The sequence below is a fragment of the Pseudomonas sp. YL2 genome, from assembly GCF_023063025.1.
In the GTDB taxonomy this organism is placed as follows: domain Bacteria; phylum Pseudomonadota; class Gammaproteobacteria; order Pseudomonadales; family Pseudomonadaceae; genus Aquipseudomonas; species Aquipseudomonas putida_A.
In genome coordinates, this window is record NZ_JAJSLU010000004.1 from 237,747 (window position 1) to 256,216 (window position 18,470).

Genomic DNA, 18,470 nt, shown 5'->3' on the forward strand with positions numbered 1-18,470 from the left:
GGGCCGGACAAGCGGCCCCCGACTGGTTATCATGGCGGCGTTTCTTTGCGGACTGCCACCATGGTTGATTCTTACGACGACTCCCTCGATACGGGAGAAAAAAGCAAATCTCAGGTCAAACGCGAGCTGCATGCTCTGGTTGACCTTGGCGAGCGCCTTACAACACTCAAGCCCGACTTGCAGGCAAAACTGCCATTGACCGACGCCTTGCGCCGGGCCCTGGCTGATGCGCCGAAGCACACCGCGAACATCGCGCGTAAACGGCACCTGCAGTTCATCGGCAAACTGATGCGCGATCAGGACACTGACGCGATTCTGGTCCTGCTCGATCAACTCGATGCCTCCACCCGTCAGTACAACGAGCGTTTCCACAACCTCGAACGCTGGCGTGACCGCCTGATCGCCGGTGACGATGCCGTGCTGGAGAAATTCGTCGTCGAATACCCCGACGCCGATCGCCAGCAACTGCGTTCCCTGATCCGTCAGGCTCAGCACGAGGTTGCACACAACAAACCTCCTGCTTCCAGCCGCAAGATCTTCAAGTACATCCGTGAGCTGGACGATACCCAACGCGGCCTGCGTTGATACTCGCCATCGGGTGGCCGCCCTGCGCGCCACCCGCAGCTCCACCTCTTTTTATGCGCCCGTGCCACCCACGGTAATCGCATCGATCTTCAGCGTCGGCTGACCGACACCCACCGGCACCGACTGCCCGTCCTTGCCGCACGTGCCCACACCGCTGTCCAGCGCCAGATCGTTACCGACCATCGACACCCGGCTCATCGCCTCGGGGCCGTTGCCGATCAACGTCGCGCCCTTGACCGGCGCGGTGATCTTGCCGTCCTCGATCAGGTACGCCTCACTGGTGGAGAACACGAACTTGCCGCTGGTGATGTCGACCTGACCGCCGCCAAGGTTGGCGCAGTAGATGCCCTTCTTCACCGACGCGATGATTTCCGCCGGATCGCTCTCGCCACCCAACATGTAAGTGTTGGTCATGCGCGGCATCGGCAGATGCGCGTAGGACTCGCGACGACCGTTGCCGGTACGGGCTACGCCCATCAGGCGTGCGTTGAGCTTGTCCTGCATGTAACCCTTGAGCACGCCGTTTTCGATCAGCGTGGTGCACTCGGTCGGTGTGCCTTCGTCGTCGACGCTCAGCGAACCGCGACGACCGCTCAACGTGCCGTCATCGACAATGGTGCAGAGCTTGGAGGCAACCATTTCGCCCATCCGCCCGCTGTAGGCCGAACTGCCCTTGCGGTTGAAGTCGCCTTCCAGACCGTGACCGACCGCTTCGTGCAGCAGCACACCGGACCAGCCCGAACCGAGGACGACAGGCAAGGTGCCGGCCGGTGCCGGAATCGCTTCCAGATTCACCAGCGCCTGACGCAGCGCTTCACGGGCATAGCCCATGGCACGGTCTTCGGCGAGGAAATAACGGTAGTCGGTACGCCCGCCGCCGCCATGTCCGCCGCGCTCGCGACGGCCATTCTGCTCGACGATCACGCTGACGTTGAAACGCACCAGCGGACGCACATCAGCGGCCAGGCCACCGTCGGTGGACGCCACCAGAATCCGTTCCCAGACCCCGGCCATGCTCACGCTGACCTGCTGAATCCGTGGGTCGAGGGCGCGGGTAGCGACGTCGATGCGCTTGAGCAGCTCGACTTTCTCGGCGCGGCTCAACACTTCCAGCGGATTGTCCGGCGCATACAACTGCGCGACATCCTGAGTGCTGAACGCCTGCACCGTGCCGTTCTGCCCGGCGCGGGAGATCGAGCGGGCGGCACGGGCCGCAGCGCCCAGGGCTTCGAGGGTGATCGCGTTGCTGTAGGCAAAACCGGTTTTCTCGCCGGACTGCGCACGCACGCCAACACCTTGGTCGAGGTTGAAGCTGCCTTCCTTGACGATACCGTCTTCCAGCGACCACGATTCAGAGATCTGGCCCTGGAAATACAGATCGGCAGCATCGATGCCCGGGCCGGCCAGATCGCCGAGCACACCTTGCAGGCTCTCGATGGTCACGCCGCCGGGCGCCAACAGGTGATCACTGACTGAGGACAACAACTCGCTCATAGGTTTACGCCTTAAATTCATGTTCTGAAGCAGGCCGCTGGGCGCCCTGCGAGAAAAACCGCCGATGACTCGTCACCGGCATTCGCGCCCTGATAGACGCTTGTTCATCACTGTCGCGTGCGGCCAACAATACCGCCTCGCCTTGATCCTGATGCGCCAGCACACGGCCCCACGGGTCGACAATCGCCGCATGACCGAAGGTTTCACGCGGTCCCGGGTGAGTCCCGCCCTGCGCTGCCGCCAATACATAACACTGCGTCTCGATGGCCCGAGCGCGAATCAGCACATCCCAGTGCGCCGCACCGGTCACTGCGGTGAAGGCCGACGGGGCGGTAATCAACTCGGCACCGGCGGCGCGCAATTCGCTGTACAGCTCCGGAAAGCGCAGGTCGTAACACACGGTCAGGCCGACTCGGCCAACCGGCGTGTCTGCGACCACCACGCCACTGCCATAAGCATAGTCATCGGATTCGCGATACCGCCCGCGATTGTCCGCCACATCAACATCGAACAGGTGCAACTTGTCATACCGTGCCACGGTTTCACCCTGATCGTTGACCAGCAGCGAACAGGCATGCGACTTGGCGTCCGGTTGCCCAAGCGGCGGCAACGGCAAGGTGCCGGCCACTATCCATAACTTGAGGTCGCGGGCGGTCTGTTTCAACCATGGCAGGATCGGACCTTCGCCAAGCGCTTCGGCACGGCCGATGTCGGCGATGTCGCGACGGCCCATGGCGGCGAAGTTTTCCGGCAGCACCGCCAGCTTCGCGCCGCCGGCCGCGGCCTGTTCGAGCAGGCGTCGAGCCTGCGCCAGATTGGCCAGCACATCACTCTGGCTGACCATTTGAATCACCGCTAAAGACATGGCGCACTCCGTAACAGGTATGCGGCCATGCTACTCCATAGGCCTGGGATGTGGCTGTTCAAAAAGGCTTGTCGAAGGTGATTTTCGGCTCTTTCCACGGGCCTTTGACGGTGTACTTGACGCTGGCGAAGCGCGCCACGCGGTCGCCGATCAGCTTGTCGATCAGGAACAGCGCCCCGCCGACCGCCGGCGCGCCGACGATCAACGCGGCAATCGGCAGGTTGTTGGTCACCGGCAAGGTCACCAGCAATTTCGCATCGACCTTATCACCGACCAGATCCAGCGTACCGTCCAGCTCAAGATTGCTCGAAGGACCGGTCAGACGAATCGGCTCGCGGGTGACATACACGCCGTTATTTGCCACCAACAGGCCCTTGACCCGATCGTAGCTCAAGCCTTTGCCAAACAAGTCGGAGAAGTCCAGGCGCAGACGACGGCCGATGGAGTTGAAGTTGAGCAGACCGAACACCCGCAACGCCTGCGCGCCGCCCTCCACTTCAACGAACTGACCTTTATTGAGCGAGGCATCCAGCGTGCCGGAGAAGCGCTTGGTTGCCAGCCATGCCGGCGAGCCCGGCCAGCGGCCATCGACATCCATGTGGAACTCTTCACTGGTCACGCTCGGCGCAAAGCCCCAGCCCTTGAGCACATCGGCAAGGTTCTTGCCGCTGATCCGGCCGTTGAACCAGCTGTTGGTCGAACCCGGCGCCCCTTCCCAGCCGCCATTGCCCTGCAACAGGATGCCCTTGAGGCCCATATCGAGATTGTTCAGGGCAATGCCTTTGGCCGTCGGGCGAACTTTCAGCGACCAGCCACCGACCAGATCCTGGCCCAGAAACAACTGATTGATGGTGATATCCAGCGCGGGAATCTTCGTCGGGTCGACCGAAACCAGCGGATCAGGCGAATTCTCGTCAGCCTGCACCGTCGGATCCGGCGCCGGCAGACGTACGTGTTGCAGATTGACCGCGATCGGCGCGCCCTTGGCATCGGGCAGGCTGGCCGAACCCTTGGCCTGCTGGCTGTCGAGCGCCAGATTCCACGCCCATGGCTTGCGATTGACCTGTACAGCAGCCTGATCCAGCGTGGTGCCGAAGGCGGTGAGCTTGCCCACCTTGAAGTCGGCACTGTTGAGCAATTGTTTGGCACTGCCGCCCGGATCGTTGCCGGCGTATTTGCTGACCAGATCCTGCCACGGCGCGACGTCCAGCTCCGACAGCACACCACGAATGCGCAAACCCTTGGCCTCCGGCAGAACTGCATCGCCCGTACCGAGAAACAGCTCACCGCGACCATCGGCGATATTGCTCGGCGGCGCGGCGAAGGTGAAGCTCGCCAGTTGATCGTAGTTGACCCAGTAACGCCGCTCCGCACCTTGCAACGTCATGCGGAACACCGTGTCACGACCCTGCTCGGCCGACATGCCGAACGGTGCCGGCAGATCCACTGCCACACCTTTCATGCTGGAGCTGACAGTGAGCTGACTGTCAGTGCCGTCAAGGTTGACCTGCAACTGATACGGAAGGGTCCCGGACACCGGCAACGGCTGAGTCACGCCCAGCCAGTCAGTGAGCTTCTTGACCTCGACCTGCCCGGAAGCCGCGACCCGAGTCTTGAGCTTGTTCGGGCTGCCATCAGCGAAAATCTGCGCGGTCACCGGCTTGTCGAAGGCCCTGGCGGCGATGTTCTGCCCGTTCAGCCCCTTGGCGCTGTCAAAACGGAAATCGCCCTTGAGCTGGCTCAGTTCCAGCTTCGGCTCGGCCAGTTTCAGGCGCGCATTGGCGGTTTTGAAATCGACGAGGATCTTCGGCAGATCGCCCTTTTCCAGCGGAATGTCGAGTTTGACCTTACCCTGCAGATCACCCTCGCCTTCCCAGCCGGCAAAGGTTTCGCCGGTACCGATCGGCGCGGTCTGCAGAATCTTCAAGCCATCGCCCAGCCCGCCGACAAATCCGCCGTCGAGCAACAGATGGGTGGGCTGCCCGGCCGGCACATGGGGAATGTTGACGAAAACGTCGCTGACCTGGGTGTCGAGCAACTGGCCCTTGTCGGCCACGATGCGCACGCCGCTGTCCTCGATGAACACATCGCCGCTGACCTTGCTCACGTGCGGCCAGCCCGGCTGGAACGCCAGCTCGGCGTCATGCACCTTGAAGAACAGGCTGATGCTGCGATCCACGTCCTTGGCGTTTTTGCTCAGCGAACCCTGGTACTGGAAGAAGCCCTGATCCACGGCGCCCTTGAGGATCGCTGTACGCAGCCACTCGTCGAGGGCCGGGCTCAAGACTTCGGGCAGGTATTTGGCGGTGTAGCGACCATCGCCATCGACCAGCCCGACGCGCAGGTCCATGTAGTCTTCCTGGCTATGGTCGAAGTGCAGGCGGATCAGGAAGTCGCCGGCAATTTTGCCCTCTTCGCCCAGCACTTTCAGGTACGGCGCGATCAGGGTAAAACCTTCTTTATCGAGCTTCCAGGTCAGTCGGGCATTGGCCTGGATGTATTGCCATGGCTTGGCGAAGATCGGGTCGAGGTGCAGGACGAAATCCTTGCTGTCCAGGCGTAACTCGCCACCGTCGAGGTTGCCGCTGAGGCTGCCACTGACGTTTCGCGCCGCCGGGGCACCGTGATAGGCATCGAAACCGACATTATCGAGGTTGGCCGCAAAGCCGAATTTCGAGCCGTCGGTGGCATTGGGACGAAAATCCAGCAGCACGTTGCGCAGTCCACCCGTCACCTTCAGGTGGTCGACGACCGTAGCGACGTTTTCGGGCAACGGCCCCAGCGCATTGAGCAACGGCGTGATCGGTGTCAGGTCGAGGCGGTCGGCCTGCAAGTGCCACAACTCATCGGTTTTATCGGTGGCCACCGTCTGCTTGAGCTGCACATGGGATTCCCAGCGGGTCTCGCCGAAGTTCATCGCCAGCGAATCGAGAGTGACAATCGCGCCCTCGTCATCGCGCTGGTAATAGCCGTTGAGCGCCAGATTGCTGATCTTGATCGGCTTGCGCTCGGCATAAGCGCCGGTCACCTGTGGTGCGTTCAAACGGATGGCGGCGCTTTGCAGAGCGCCGTCGTTCCAGTTCACCCACAGCTCGCCGCCCGCTTTGATCTCGGAAAAATTCCACTGTTGAGTCACACGCTCAGGCAGCCACTTCGACCAGTCGCTTTGCGGCAGGCTGACATAACCTTCCACCGAACTGTTCGGCAATTGAGAGGGGCGAATCCGTGTACGCAGGCTCATCGCCACTGGTTGCCCATCGGGCAAGGTCAGACGAGCATCGAGACGCTGACGGCTGCTGCCGGTTTTCAGATTTAGACCGACATAAGTAAAGGTCATCGGCGCCTGATCCAGCGGCTGCACGGTCACCTGACTGTCGAGCACCGACAGTTGCTGAACCATCTGCGAGCGCTTGAACAATTGTTCGGGATCCAGCGGCTGGTCGTTCTGCACCGGCAGGCCTTCCAGCGCCCAGGTGCCGTCCTGTGCTTCTTTGACACTGATCTTCAGGCCGTTCAATTCCAGATGGGCGATACGCACTTCGCGCGACAGCAGACTGGCCCAGAGGTCAGGCACCACGCGCACCCGATCCAGACGCAAGGCATTGGCGCCGTCACCGACCATCACATCATGGGCCAGCAGAATCGGCGCGAAGCCGCTCCAGTTGCCTTCCAGTTCGCCGATCTGCAACGGCATGCCGAGCGCAGCCGTGGCCTTGTCTTCGATATCGGTGCGGTATTCCGCCACCAGTGGCGTCAGTTCCCGACCGAGGCTGACGTACAATGCCATCAACACCAGAACCAACGCGCACAGGCCCAGCCCCCAGCGGGTCAGTGCGGCCAAAATGCGTGTCAGACGCTCCATGTCAGTTGGCTCCCATGGCAAAAAAACTACTGAAAGCTGAGGCCAGCCGTTGTGGATTAAATGTGCTGCAGGGGTTCAGAGCAGCACCACGTCATATTGTTCCTGGGAATACATGGTTTCGACCTGAAAGCGTATGGTGCGGCCGATAAACCCTTCAAGCTCGGCGACGTTACCGGATTCTTCATCGAGCAAACGGTCCACCACTTTCTGGTTCGCCAGCACCCGGTAACCTTCGGCCTGATAGGCGCGGGCTTCGCGCAGAATCTCGCGGAAAATCTCGTAACAGATGGTTTCCGGGGTCTTCAGCTTGCCCCGGCCCTGGCAACTGCTGCACGGCTCGCACAGCACTTGTTCAAGACTTTCGCGGGTGCGCTTGCGGGTCATCTGCACCAGGCCCAACTCGGTGATGCCGATGATGTTGGTCTTGGCGTGATCACGTTCGAGCTGTTTTTCCAGGGTGCGCAGCACTTGACGCTGATGCTCCTCATCTTCCATGTCGATGAAGTCGATGATGATGATCCCGCCCAGATTGCGCAGGCGCATCTGCCGGGCAATCGCGGTGGCGGCTTCGAGGTTGGTCTTGAAGATGGTTTCTTCAAGGTTGCGATGGCCTACAAACGCGCCGGTGTTGACGTCGATGGTGGTCATGGCTTCCGCCGGATCGACCACCAGATAGCCGCCGGACTTGAGCGGCACTTTGCGCTCGAGGGCTTTCTGGATTTCGTCTTCGACGCCATACAGGTCGAAAATCGGCCGCTCGCCCGGATAGTGCTCCAGACGATCGGCAATCTCCGGCATCAGTTCGGCGACGAACTGCGTGGTTTTCTGGAACGTTTCCCGGGAATCGATGCGGATCTTCTCGATCTTCGGGCTGACCAGATCACGCAAAGTACGCAGGGCCAGACCGAGGTCTTCGTAGATCACACTTGGCGCGCCGATGGTCTGGATCTGCGCATTGATCTGATCCCACAGGCGGCGCAGGTAGCGGATGTCCATGAGGATTTCATCAGCCCCGGCACCTTCGGCGGCGGTACGCAGGATGAAGCCACCGGCCTCTTTGATTCCTTCTTTGGCCACACAATCGCTGACCACCTGCTTGAGGCGCTCGCGCTCGGCTTCGTCTTCGATTTTCAGGGAAATGCCGACGTGGGCGGTGCGCGGCATGTACACCAGATAGCGCGACGGAATCGACAGCTGCGTGGTCAGGCGCGCGCCCTTCGAACCGATCGGATCCTTGGTCACCTGTACCACCAGGCTCTGCCCTTCGTGCACCAGCGCGCTGATGCTTTCCACCGCCGGGCCTTCGCGAAGGGAGATTTCCGAGGCGTGGATGAATGCCGCACGATCCAGACCGATGTCGACGAATGCCGCCTGCATGCCCGGCAGCACCCGGACAATCTTGCCCTTATAGATGTTGCCGACGATCCCGCGTTTTTGCGTGCGCTCGACATGGACTTCTTGCAGCACACCGTTTTCGACCACCGCCACGCGCGATTCCATCGGCGTGATGTTGATCAGAATCTCTTCACTCATGGCAGGGTCTCGTTCAGGCATGTTCACGATAATGGCCGCATCTTGATTCGTACGACGCTCATTGCGCGTTCAGGTTTTGCCAACAGGGTATGCCGAAATGGCCCAACAGTTCTGCGGTTTCGCAAACCGGCAGCCCGACCACCGCCGAATAGCTGCCATTGAGCCCGGCGACAAACACCGCGCCGAGGCCCTGAATGCCATAACCGCCGGCCTTGTCCCGGGGTTCACCACTGGCCCAGTAGGCCGCAGCTTCTTCGCGACTGATCGGGCGGAACCGCACCAGACTGCGCACCACGCGCGACTCACAGCGCTCGCCTTCGAGCACGGCGATGGCGGTCAGCACTTCATGCTCCTTGCCGGACAACATCATCAGCATGGCGCATGCATCGGCTTCGTCCACCGGTTTGCCAAGAATTTTGCCTTCGAGCACCACGGCGGTGTCCGCGCCCAGAACGCAAAACGCCGCGTCGGCCACCAGCGTGCGTCGGCCGGCCTCGGCCTTGCCACGCGCCAGGCGTTCGACATAGGCCGAGGGCGATTCTTCGGGGATCGGGGTTTCATCGATGTCCGCACTGATGGCGGAGAACGGCACGCCGATCTGCGTGAGCAACTCACGCCGACGCGGCGAACCAGAGGCGAGGTAAAGCGGCTTCATCAAGACATCTCCCTTGTCGAGGTGCGGGCACATGCCTGACCGAATCAGTTGATTTTGTAGCGCCGGCGCAATCCACGCAAAGCGAAGCTGACCCAAGGCCAGAGCAAGGCACTGACCAGTGCCGGCAGTACCAGCGCCAGGGTGGGCTGACGATTGCCGGTCAAGGCGCTGAGCCACAGTTGAACCAGTTGAGCGAGGCCGAAGATCACCAGGATCACCAGGCATTGCTGCCACATCGGGAACATCCGCAGACGCTGCTGCAACGACAGCACGAGGAAAGTGATCAGCGTCAGGATCAAGGCATTCTGGCCAAGCAGATCGCCCTGCAGCACGTCTTCGGCCAGCCCCAGGCAGAACGCGGTGACCATGCCGACTGTATGCGGCATGTACAACGCCCAGAAAGTCAGCAGCAAGGCCAGCCAGAGGGGACGCAGGATTTCCATGAACATCGGCAGCGGTGAAACGCTGAGCAGGATGCCGAAGACAAACGTCAGCCAGACAATCCAGCCGTTACGCGAAGCGGTAGCGCCGACCATTATTCTTGTCTCCCTGTGTTGCCCGGCGCAGTTACGGGCGGTTTCGCCGCCGGACGCGCAGCAGGCTGGGAAGCTGGCGGCTTGCTTGCCGCCGCTGGCTTGGCCGCAGGTTTGGCCGGCGTGGTGCTGGCCGCAGCAGCGGGCGCTGGAGCGGTCGACGCAGCTGGCGTTGCCGCCGCTGCCGGTGTGTTGACGACTTTCGGCACCGTGGCCGGAAGCATCGGGCCACCGCCCTGCGCATCGAGATTTTCCTGGGCCTGCGCCGCATCGTTGGCGCGCTCTTCGGCGGTGCGGTTGTCACTGAACACCAGCAGCAGATAACGGCTGCGGTTCAACGCAGCGGTCGGCACCGCGCGGACAATTGCGAACGGCTGGCCGGAATCGTGGATGACTTCCTTGACCGTCGCCACCGGATAACCGGCCGGGAAACGCTGACCCAGGCCGGAGCTCACCAGCAGATCGCCTTCCTTGATGTCGGCGGTATCGGCGACGTGGCGCAGTTCCAGGCGTTCCGGGTTACCGGTGCCGCTGGCAATCGCCCGCAGACCGTTACGGTTCACCTGCACAGGAATGCTGTGAGTGGTGTCGGTCAGCAGCAGCACCCGGGAGGTGTACGGCATCAACTCGACCACCTGGCCCATCAGGCCGCGTGCATCGAGCACCGGCTGACCGAGCACCACGCCATCGCGCTCACCTTTATTGATGATGATGCGATGGGTGAAGGGATTGGGGTCCATGCCGATCAACTCGGCCACCTCGACCTTTTCGTTGACCAGTGCGGAGGAATTGAGCAACTCGCGCAGCCGCACGTTCTGCTCGGTAAGGGCGGCAAGCTTCTGCATGCGCCCCTGCAACAGCAGGTTCTCGGTCTTGAGTTTTTCGTTTTCGGCGACCAGCTCGGTGCGGCTGCCGAACTGACTGGCGATCCCTTCCCACAGCCGTCCGGGCAGGTCGGTGATCCAGTAGGCGTCCATCAACACCAGCGACGCTTGTTTGCGCGCGGGCTTGAGCAGGTCGAAGCGGGCATCGACCACCATCAGCGCGACCGACAGCACGGCCAGCACCAACAGGCGCACACCCAACGAAGGGCCTTTGGCGAAAAGCGGTTTAATAAGCCGCTCCTCCCAGGCAAATGTTCTGTTTATTCATACGGCATCAAACCGGCCTGGATGAAGACTGACAGAAGATAAACGCCAACAGGCAGCACTGCAAAGTGCTGCCTGTGCGCTCACCCACGTATTGCAAACCGGCGCTTATTCGCTGGAGAGCAGGTCCATGGTGTGCTTGTCCATCATTTCCAATGCACGGCCACCGCCGCGAGCAACGCAGGTCAGCGGATCTTCGGCAACGATCACCGGCAGACCGGTTTCCTGGGCCAGCAACTTGTCGAGGTCACGCAGCAGTGCGCCACCACCGGTCAGCACCAGGCCACGCTCGGCGATGTCGGAAGCCAGTTCCGGCGGCGATTGCTCCAGGGCGCTTTTCACCGCCTGAACGATAGTGGCCAGGGACTCTTGCAGAGCTTCCAGCACTTCGTTGGAGTTCAGGGTGAATGCACGTGGAACGCCTTCGGCCAGGTTGCGACCGCGAACGTCGACTTCGCGCACTTCGCCGCCCGGGTAGGCCGTACCGATTTCCTGCTTGATGCGCTCGGCAGTCGATTCACCGATCAGGCTGCCGTAGTTGCGGCGCACGTAGGTGATGATCGCTTCGTCGAAGCGGTCGCCGCCCACGCGGACGGATTCGGCGTAGACCACACCGTTCAGGGAGATCAGCGCGATTTCAGTGGTACCACCACCAATATCGACGACCATCGAACCGCGTGCTTCTTCAACCGGCAGGCCGGCACCGATCGCAGCAGCCATCGGCTCTTCGATCAGGAACACTTCACGGGCACCGGCACCGAGGGCCGATTCACGGATGGCACGACGCTCAACCTGGGTGGATTTGCATGGAACGCAGATCAGCACACGAGGGCTGGGCTGCAGAAAGCTGTTTTCGTGAACCTTGTTGATAAAGTATTGCAGCATCTTTTCGCAGACGCTGAAGTCGGCGATCACGCCGTCCTTCATCGGACGAATGGCAGCAATGTTGCCCGGCGTACGGCCGAGCATGCGCTTGGCTTCGGTGCCGACAGCAACGACACTTTTCTGGTTACCGTGTGTCCGAATGGCCACAACCGATGGCTCATTCAGGACGATACCGCGCTCGCGCACGTAAATAAGGGTGTTGGCAGTGCCCAGGTCAATGGAAAGATCGCTGGAAAACATGCCACGCAGTTTCTTGAACATGGGAAAGGGACCCTAGGCAACGCGTGGGTAAAAAAGTGCGGCAAACTCTAACAACGACAGGGATTTTGGGCAAGGCGCCAATATGTTAAATTGGCCGCTTTTCTGTGCACCAAGCCCCACAATCGCGGCCTTATGACCGTAGAAGTGCGGTAGTGTTCCGACAATCTAACACACGGACGCCGTCCGTTCTGTTTTCCACTGGAGAATCCCGATGGCGCTAGAACGCTCCGACGTGGAAAAAATCGCACATCTGGCCTGCCTCGGCCTGAATGATGCCGATCTTCCGCACATTACTTCCGCCCTCAACAGCATTCTCGGGCTGGTCGACGAAATGCAGGCCGTCGATACCGACGGTATCGAGCCTTTGGCCCACCCGCTGGAAGCCAGTCAGCGCCTGCGCGCCGACGTCGTGACCGAGACCAATCACCGCGAGGCCTATCAGTCCATCGCACCAGCGGTCGAAAACGGCCTGTATCTGGTTCCGAAAGTCATCGACTAAAGGGAAAGAGCCTGCAATGCATCAAATGACTCTGGCCGAGATCGCCCGCGGTCTCGCCGATAAAAAGTTTTCCTCCGAAGAGCTGACCAAAGTCCTGCTGGCGCGTATTACCCAGCTCGATCCGCAGCTCAACAGTTTCATCAGCCTCACCGAAGAGCTGGCACTCGAGCAGGCGAAAGCCGCCGATGCACGCCGGGCCAACGGTGAGAGCGGCGCCCTGCTCGGTGCGCCGATCGCCCACAAGGACCTGTTCTGCACTCAAGGCATCCGCACCAGCTGCGGTTCGAAGATGCTCGACAACTTCAAGGCCCCGTACGACGCCACCGTGGTCGCGAAACTGGCCGCTGCCGGCGCCGTGACCCTGGGCAAGACCAACATGGACGAATTCGCCATGGGTTCGGCCAACGAGTCGAGCTGGTACGGCGCGGTGAAAAACCCGTGGAACCTGGAACACGTGCCGGGCGGTTCGTCCGGTGGTTCGGCGGCGGCGGTTGCCGCTCGTCTGTTGCCGGCGGCCACGGCCACCGATACCGGTGGTTCGATCCGTCAGCCCGCTGCATTCACCAACCTCACAGGCCTGAAACCGACGTACGGTCGTGTTTCGCGCTGGGGCATGATCGCTTACGCCTCCAGCCTCGATCAGGGTGGCCCGTTGGCGCGTACGGCCGAAGACTGCGCGATTTTGTTGCAAGGTATGGCCGGGTTCGACCAGAACGACTCCACCAGCATCGATGAGCCGGTTCCGGATTACTCCGCCAGCCTCAACACTTCGCTGCAGGGCCTGCGCATCGGCGTGCCGAAGGAATACTTCAGCGCCGGTCTCGACCCGCGCATCGCCGACCTGATCCAGAACAGCATCAAAGAGCTGCAGAAGCTCGGTGCCGTGATCAAGGAAATCAGCCTGCCGAACATGCAGCACGCGATTCCTGCGTACTACGTGATCGCGCCAGCCGAGGCCTCCTCGAACCTGTCGCGTTTCGACGGCGTGCGCTTCGGCCATCGCTGCGAGAACCCGGAAAACCTGATCGACCTGTACAAACGCTCCCGTGGCGAAGGATTCGGGCCGGAAGTGCAGCGCCGGATCATGGTCGGTGCCTACGCGCTGTCCGCCGGTTACTACGACGCCTACTACCTGAAAGCGCAGAAGATCCGTCGCCTGGTGAAAAACGACTTCATGGCGGCTTTTAATGAAGTCGACATCATCCTCGGCCCGACCACGCCGAACCCGGCCTGGAAGCTCGGCGCGAAGAACAGCGACCCGGTCGCTGCCTATCTGGAAGACGTCTACACCATCACCGCCAACCTCGCGGGCCTGCCGGGCCTGTCGATGCCGGCCGGTTTTGTCGACGGTCTGCCGGTGGGCGTGCAGTTGCTTGCGCCGTATTTCCAGGAAGGCCGTTTGCTCAACGTTGCGCACCAGTATCAGTTGAACACTGACTGGCACACCCGCACCCCAACCGGCTTCTGAGGAGACACACATGCAATGGGAAGTCGTGATCGGGCTGGAGATTCACACTCAGCTCACTACCCGGTCGAAAATCTTTTCCGGTAGTTCCACCCAGTTCGGCTCCGAGCCGAACACCCAGGCCAGCCTGATCGACCTGGGCATGCCCGGCGTATTGCCGGTGCTGAACCAGGAAGCGGTGCGCATGGCGGTGATGTTCGGTCTGGCGATTGACGCCGAGATCGGTCAGCACAACGTGTTCGCCCGCAAAAACTACTTCTACCCGGACCTGCCGAAGGGCTACCAGATCAGCCAGATGGAATTGCCGATCGTCGGCAAGGGTCACCTGGACATCGCGCTGGAAGACGGCACCGTCAAACGTGTCGGCATCACCCGCGCGCACCTGGAAGAAGACGCCGGCAAGAGCCTGCACGAAGAATTCAACGGTGCCACCGGCATTGACCTGAACCGTGCCGGCACGCCGCTGCTGGAAATCGTTTCCGAGCCGGACATGCGCAGCGCCAAGGAAGCCGTGGCTTACGTCAAGGCGATCCACGCGTTGGTACGTTATCTGGGCATCTGTGACGGCAACATGGCCGAAGGCTCGCTGCGTTGCGACTGCAACGTCTCGGTACGGCCGAAAGGCCAGGTCGAGTTCGGCACCCGCTGCGAGATCAAGAACGTCAACTCGTTCCGTTTCATCGAGAAGGCCATCAACTCCGAGATCCAGCGGCAGATCGAGCTGATCGAAGACGGCGGCAAAGTGATCCAGCAGACCCGTCTGTACGATCCGAACAAGGACGAGACCCGTCCGATGCGCTCCAAAGAGGAAGCCAACGACTATCGTTACTTCCCCGACCCGGACCTGCTGCCAGTAGTCATCGAAGAGTCGTTCCTCGGCGAGGTGCGCGCCACCCTGCCGGAACTGCCACCGCAAAAACGCGAGCGCTTCCAGAGCCAGTTCGGTCTGTCGGCCTACGACGCCAACGTGCTGGCTACCAGCCGTGAGCAAGCGGACTACTTCGAGAAGGTCGCAGCCATTGGTGGCGACGCCAAACTGGCGGCGAACTGGGTGATGGTCGAGTTGGGCAGCCTGCTCAACAAGCAAGGCCTGGACATCGACGAATCGCCGGTTTCCGCTGAACTGTTGGGCGGCATGCTGCAGCGCATCAAGGACAACACCATCTCCGGCAAGATCGCCAAAGTGGTGTTCGAAGCGATGGCCAATGGCGAAGGCACCGCGGACGAGATCATCGACAAGCGCGGCCTCAAGCAAGTGACCGACAGCGGCGCGATCTCCGCGGTGCTGGACGAAATGCTCGCGGCCAACGCCGAGCAGGTCGAACAATACCGTGCGGCAGACGAAGCCAAACGCGGCAAGATGTTCGGCTTCTTTGTCGGTCAGGCCATGAAGGCTTCGAAAGGCAAAGCCAACCCGCAGCAAGTGAACGAACTGCTGAAAAGCAAGCTCGAAGGCTGACCACAATGGAGCCAGCATTTATTACTGGCTCTGATCCCCTGTGGCGAGGGAGCTTGCTCCCGCTGGTCTGCGCAGCAGACCCAAGTCGGCAACCGCACTCTTCCAAAAAGAATACGGTTGCCGGTTTTGCGACCGCTTCGCGGCCGAGCGGGAGCAAGCTCCCTCGCCACAATTATTTTGGGAGCTTCCGAATGAAACGCCTGCTCGGCGCCTGCGCCCTGCTCTCCTTGCTCGCCGGTTGCGCCAGCAACGACATCATCGACCCGCACGGTTACGACCAGACCGGTGTCGCCTCCTATTACGGTGCCAGGCACCACGGTAAACGCACCGCCAGTGGCGAGCCGTTCAACCAGCATTCCCTGACCGCCGCCCACCGCCAATTGCCATTCGGCACCCGGGTGAAGGTCACCAACCTGAAAAACGACAAATCCTGCGTTGTGCGCATCAATGATCGCGGCCCGCACACCCGTGGCCGCTTGATCGACGTCTCGCGTGAAGCCGCCGAACGCCTCGGCATGCTCGGTAGCGGCACGGCGCGGGTGCGCATACAGGCCCTCGACGACTGATGGAGCGCTGACCATTTTTGCTCTAGCCGATTTACCGCTGATCAATGTGATCGAACTGCTCAGCGGCCTGATCCTGCTGATCCTCGGCGCCGAACTGATGGTGCGCGCCGCCGTGCGTCTCGCCGCGCGCCTGCATGTGCGGCCGCTGATCATCGGCCTGACCATCGTCGCCCTCGGCAGCAGCGCCCCGCAGATGGCGGTCAGCTTGCAAGCGACCCTGGCGCACAACCCCGACATTGCCGTCGGCAGCGTGATCGGCAGCAGCATCTTCAACATCCTCGTGACCCTCGGTCTGTCGGCGCTGATCATTCCGCTGCGGGTCTCGCGGCAACTGGTGCGCCTGGATATTCCACTGATGATCGGCGCCAGCCTGCTGGTGTTCGTCCTCGCTTGGAATGAACAGATCGGCCGCTTCGACGGCGTGCTGTTGCTCGCGGCATTGGCGTTGTATCTGGGCCTGTTGCTGCGCCAGTCGCGGCACTCGGCGCGCCCGCATTCGGAATCGGCACAACTTCCGCAGGTGCCGTGGTTCAGCAGTCTGCTGATGATCATCGTCGGCCTCGCGCTGTTGGTGTTCGCCGGACATTTACTGCTCGGCGCAGCGGTGGCGGTGGCGACCGATCTGGGCTTCTCCGAACGGGTGATCGGTCTGACGGTGGTTGCGGTCGGCACCTCGCTGCCGGAACTCGCCACCTCGCTGATCGCCGCATTGCGCGGACAACGCGATATCGCCGTGGGCAACGTGATTGGCGCCAACCTGTTCAACCTGCTCGGGGTGCTCGGGGTCACTGCGTTGATTGCGCCGACACCGTTGTCGGTCTCGCCGAACGCGCTGGATTTCGACTTGCCGGTGATGCTCGGCGTCGCCGCGCTGTGCCTGCCGGTGTTCTATTCCGGCTACCGCGTGACCCGCGCCGAAGGTTTGTTGTTGCTCGGTTTGTACGCGGCTTACGGGCTGCACGTGGTGTCGTTCACCACCGGCATGCCGCTGGCCGGCAAACTGGAAAAACTGATGCTGTTCTACGTGCTGCCGACGCTGCTGGCGTTTCTGTTGTTCACGTCCGTACGCGCCTGGCGCCGCCAACACCACAAGAGGGATGTGCCATGACCGATTCGCAGAAAACCGGGGTTGAAATCCGCCGTCAGGTAATGGGCGATGCGTTCGTTGATCGCGCCTTGGGCAACGCCACTGAATTCACTCAGCCGTTGCAGGATTTCGTCAATGAACACGCCTGGGGCGGCGTGTGGAATCGCGAAGGTCTGCCGCTGAAAACCCGCAGCCTGATTACCCTTGCTGCGCTGACCGCGTTGAAGTGCCCGCAGGAATTGAAGGGCCACGTGCGTGGCGCGCTGAACAATGGCTGCACGGTCGAAGAGATTCGCGAGGCGCTGCTGCATTGCGCGGTGTACGCCGGGGTGCCGGCGGCGATCGATGCGTTTCGTGCGGCGCAGGAAGTGATCGATACCTATCAGAAACCTGAATGATCGAACTGACGCCTTCGCGAGCAAGCCCGCTCCCACATTGGGAATGCATTTCCCTGTGAGAGCGAGCCTGCTCGCGAAGAGGCCCTGTCAGCCACTGAAGATCTGTCAGTCAGATCCACCCACCCCACTGCAACAGAAAGATCCCGATATTGGTGGTCACCGCCGCCATCAGCGTGGTCAGCACAATGATCGCTGCCGCCAGCTCATGATTGCCCTGCGCCGCCCGGGCCATGACGAAACTGGCCGCCGCCGTCGGGCTGCCGAAGTACAGAAACAGAATCCCCAGCTCCGCCCCGCGAAAGCCCCACAACCACGCCCCCAGCGTTGCCAGCACCGGCAGGCCGATCATCTTCACCAGACTCGAACTCAGCGCCATGCTGCCGCTCTTGCGCAGCGCCGCCAGTGACAGCGTGCCGCCAATGCAGATCAGCGCCAGCGGCAAGGTGGTTTGCGCCAGATACTGGCCGGAGGTTTCCAGCCAGCCGGGCAGGCTGATCTGAAAATACGCGAACGGCGCGGCGGCAATCACGCTGATGATCAGCGGGTTGCTGAACACGCTTTTGCAGATGCTCCACGGATCGGACTTGATCACCGGGCTGTACACCGCGAGCACGATGGTCGACAGGGTGTTGTAAAACAGGATCACCAGCGCCGCGAGAATCGCCCCGAGGGAAATCCCGTAGTCGCCGTACATGCTCGCCGCCAGCGCCAGACCGATCACCCCGTTGTTGCCGCGAAACGCGCCCTGGGTGTAGATGCCGCGATCTTCACGCGGGCACTTGATGATCGCCCAGCCCCAGGCCAGGGCAAAACTCACCAGCGTCGCGATCGCAAAATAAATCAGCAGCGCCGGTTGCAGCGCGGCATGCAGGTCCGCATGCAAGATCCCGAGAAACAACAGTGCCGGCATGCTGACGTTGAACACCAGCGCCGAGGCGGTGTGGATGAAGTTGTCGTTGATCCAGTCGATGCGCTTGAGCAACACCCCGAGGAACAGCATGGCGAACACCGGCGCGGTGATGTTCAGGGTTTCGAGGAAGATTGCCAGCATGCCGGGGGGAGCCTTTGGGTGAGCGTCGTCAGGGCTTAATGATAAGCCAAAAGCTTGAAAAGCCCCTCACCCTAACCCTCTCCCGGAGGGAGAGGGGACTGACTGAGGTGTGGTGCGTCATACA

The 18,470-nt window shown here is 61.5% G+C and carries 16 protein-coding genes; 7 read left to right on the forward strand and 9 right to left on the reverse strand.

Annotated elements, in window-relative coordinates:
• The first annotated feature begins 60 nt into the window (after nucleotides 1-60).
• A complete protein-coding gene (yjgA, locus tag LVD08_RS08505) occupies nucleotides 61-585 on the forward strand; it encodes a ribosome biogenesis factor YjgA (protein WP_007961589.1) in 525 nt (174 codons plus the stop codon).
• A 51-nt stretch (nucleotides 586-636) separates the two neighbouring features.
• Here yjgA and tldD read toward each other — a convergent pair whose 3' ends face one another.
• The 8 genes from tldD to mreB all read right to left on the reverse strand — a co-directional run bounded on the left by tldD (nucleotide 637) and on the right by mreB (nucleotide 11,821).
• Nucleotides 637-2,079 (reverse strand): metalloprotease TldD, encoded by a 1,443-nt coding sequence (gene tldD, locus LVD08_RS08510; RefSeq protein ID WP_007961588.1) that lies wholly within the window; start codon nucleotides 2,077-2,079, stop codon nucleotides 637-639.
• A gap of 4 nt (nucleotides 2,080-2,083) precedes the next feature.
• On the reverse strand, nucleotides 2,084-2,944 hold the full coding sequence (locus LVD08_RS08515; RefSeq protein WP_096795350.1) for a carbon-nitrogen hydrolase family protein: 861 nt from the start codon (nucleotides 2,942-2,944) through the stop codon (nucleotides 2,084-2,086).
• 58 nt (nucleotides 2,945-3,002) lie between these two features.
• Nucleotides 3,003-6,806, reverse strand: coding sequence for a YhdP family protein (locus tag LVD08_RS08520; protein ID WP_247267911.1), 3,804 nt, complete (start codon nucleotides 6,804-6,806; stop codon nucleotides 3,003-3,005).
• Between the two features lie 75 nt (nucleotides 6,807-6,881).
• Nucleotides 6,882-8,339, reverse strand: coding sequence for a ribonuclease G (gene rng / locus LVD08_RS08525; protein ID WP_007961585.1), 1,458 nt, complete (start codon nucleotides 8,337-8,339; stop codon nucleotides 6,882-6,884).
• A gap of 58 nt (nucleotides 8,340-8,397) precedes the next feature.
• Nucleotides 8,398-8,994, reverse strand: coding sequence for a Maf family protein (locus tag LVD08_RS08530; RefSeq protein WP_247267912.1), 597 nt, complete (start codon nucleotides 8,992-8,994; stop codon nucleotides 8,398-8,400).
• Between the two features lie 44 nt (nucleotides 8,995-9,038).
• A complete protein-coding gene (gene mreD / locus LVD08_RS08535; protein WP_096795347.1) occupies nucleotides 9,039-9,530 on the reverse strand; it encodes a rod shape-determining protein MreD in 492 nt (163 codons plus the stop codon).
• Nucleotides 9,530-10,642 (reverse strand): rod shape-determining protein MreC, encoded by a 1,113-nt coding sequence (gene mreC, locus LVD08_RS08540; protein ID WP_342453876.1) that lies wholly within the window; start codon nucleotides 10,640-10,642, stop codon nucleotides 9,530-9,532. The genes mreD and mreC overlap by 1 nt, the downstream gene beginning before the upstream one ends.
• 141 nt (nucleotides 10,643-10,783) lie before the next feature.
• Nucleotides 10,784-11,821, reverse strand: a complete 1,038-nt coding sequence (gene mreB, locus LVD08_RS08545; RefSeq protein WP_002555108.1) for a rod shape-determining protein MreB — start codon at nucleotides 11,819-11,821, stop codon at nucleotides 10,784-10,786.
• 211 nt (nucleotides 11,822-12,032) lie between these two features.
• On the opposite strand from mreB, the gene gatC reads away from it, so the two are divergent.
• The 6 genes from gatC to LVD08_RS08575 all read left to right on the forward strand — a co-directional run bounded on the left by gatC (nucleotide 12,033) and on the right by LVD08_RS08575 (nucleotide 17,295).
• On the forward strand, nucleotides 12,033-12,320 hold the full coding sequence (gatC, locus tag LVD08_RS08550) for an Asp-tRNA(Asn)/Glu-tRNA(Gln) amidotransferase subunit GatC (RefSeq protein ID WP_003221657.1): 288 nt from the start codon (nucleotides 12,033-12,035) through the stop codon (nucleotides 12,318-12,320).
• 16 nt (nucleotides 12,321-12,336) lie between these two features.
• Nucleotides 12,337-13,788: an Asp-tRNA(Asn)/Glu-tRNA(Gln) amidotransferase subunit GatA gene (gene gatA / locus LVD08_RS08555; RefSeq protein WP_003221655.1), complete on the forward strand. Its 1,452-nt coding sequence runs from the start codon at nucleotides 12,337-12,339 to the stop codon at nucleotides 13,786-13,788.
• Between the two features lie 10 nt (nucleotides 13,789-13,798).
• Nucleotides 13,799-15,244 (forward strand): Asp-tRNA(Asn)/Glu-tRNA(Gln) amidotransferase subunit GatB, encoded by a 1,446-nt coding sequence (gene gatB, locus LVD08_RS08560; RefSeq protein WP_007961565.1) that lies wholly within the window; start codon nucleotides 13,799-13,801, stop codon nucleotides 15,242-15,244.
• A 191-nt stretch (nucleotides 15,245-15,435) separates the two neighbouring features.
• The gene (locus LVD08_RS08565) at nucleotides 15,436-15,810 is read left to right on the forward strand and encodes a septal ring lytic transglycosylase RlpA family protein (RefSeq protein WP_202370182.1); all 375 of its coding nucleotides are present in this window, start codon (nucleotides 15,436-15,438) and stop codon (nucleotides 15,808-15,810) included.
• Nucleotides 15,811-15,856: 46 nt separating this feature from the next.
• Nucleotides 15,857-16,918: a calcium/sodium antiporter gene (locus tag LVD08_RS08570; RefSeq protein ID WP_247267914.1), complete on the forward strand. Its 1,062-nt coding sequence runs from the start codon at nucleotides 15,857-15,859 to the stop codon at nucleotides 16,916-16,918.
• Nucleotides 16,915-17,295: a carboxymuconolactone decarboxylase family protein gene (locus LVD08_RS08575; RefSeq protein WP_027610831.1), complete on the forward strand. Its 381-nt coding sequence runs from the start codon at nucleotides 16,915-16,917 to the stop codon at nucleotides 17,293-17,295. The genes LVD08_RS08570 and LVD08_RS08575 overlap by 4 nt, the downstream gene beginning before the upstream one ends.
• A 109-nt stretch (nucleotides 17,296-17,404) precedes the next feature.
• On the opposite strand, the gene LVD08_RS08580 is transcribed toward LVD08_RS08575, so the two are convergent.
• The gene (locus LVD08_RS08580) at nucleotides 17,405-18,346 is read right to left on the reverse strand and encodes an AEC family transporter (RefSeq protein WP_134785438.1); all 942 of its coding nucleotides are present in this window, start codon (nucleotides 18,344-18,346) and stop codon (nucleotides 17,405-17,407) included.
• Nucleotides 18,347-18,470 lie beyond the last annotated feature (124 nt).

Excerpts from the sequence above, each read along its gene's own strand:
- yjgA (WP_007961589.1), top strand. The coding sequence starts at position 61 with ATGGTTGATTCTTACGACGACTCCCTCGATACGGGAGAAAAAAGCAAA.
- tldD (WP_007961588.1), bottom strand. The coding sequence starts at position 2,079 with ATGAGCGAGTTGTTGTCCTCAGTCAGTGATCACCTGTTGGCGCCCGGC.
- LVD08_RS08515 (WP_096795350.1), bottom strand. The coding sequence starts at position 2,944 with ATGTCTTTAGCGGTGATTCAAATGGTCAGCCAGAGTGATGTGCTGGCC.
- LVD08_RS08520 (WP_247267911.1), bottom strand. The coding sequence starts at position 6,806 with ATGGAGCGTCTGACACGCATTTTGGCCGCACTGACCCGCTGGGGGCTG.
- rng (WP_007961585.1), bottom strand. The coding sequence starts at position 8,339 with ATGAGTGAAGAGATTCTGATCAACATCACGCCGATGGAATCGCGCGTG.
- LVD08_RS08530 (WP_247267912.1), bottom strand. The coding sequence starts at position 8,994 with ATGAAGCCGCTTTACCTCGCCTCTGGTTCGCCGCGTCGGCGTGAGTTG.
- mreD (WP_096795347.1), bottom strand. The coding sequence starts at position 9,530 with ATGGTCGGCGCTACCGCTTCGCGTAACGGCTGGATTGTCTGGCTGACG.
- mreB (WP_002555108.1), bottom strand. The coding sequence starts at position 11,821 with ATGTTCAAGAAACTGCGTGGCATGTTTTCCAGCGATCTTTCCATTGAC.
- gatC (WP_003221657.1), top strand. The coding sequence starts at position 12,033 with ATGGCGCTAGAACGCTCCGACGTGGAAAAAATCGCACATCTGGCCTGC.
- gatA (WP_003221655.1), top strand. The coding sequence starts at position 12,337 with ATGCATCAAATGACTCTGGCCGAGATCGCCCGCGGTCTCGCCGATAAA.
- gatB (WP_007961565.1), top strand. The coding sequence starts at position 13,799 with ATGCAATGGGAAGTCGTGATCGGGCTGGAGATTCACACTCAGCTCACT.
- LVD08_RS08565 (WP_202370182.1), top strand. The coding sequence starts at position 15,436 with ATGAAACGCCTGCTCGGCGCCTGCGCCCTGCTCTCCTTGCTCGCCGGT.
- LVD08_RS08575 (WP_027610831.1), top strand. The coding sequence starts at position 16,915 with ATGACCGATTCGCAGAAAACCGGGGTTGAAATCCGCCGTCAGGTAATG.
- LVD08_RS08580 (WP_134785438.1), bottom strand. The coding sequence starts at position 18,346 with ATGCTGGCAATCTTCCTCGAAACCCTGAACATCACCGCGCCGGTGTTC.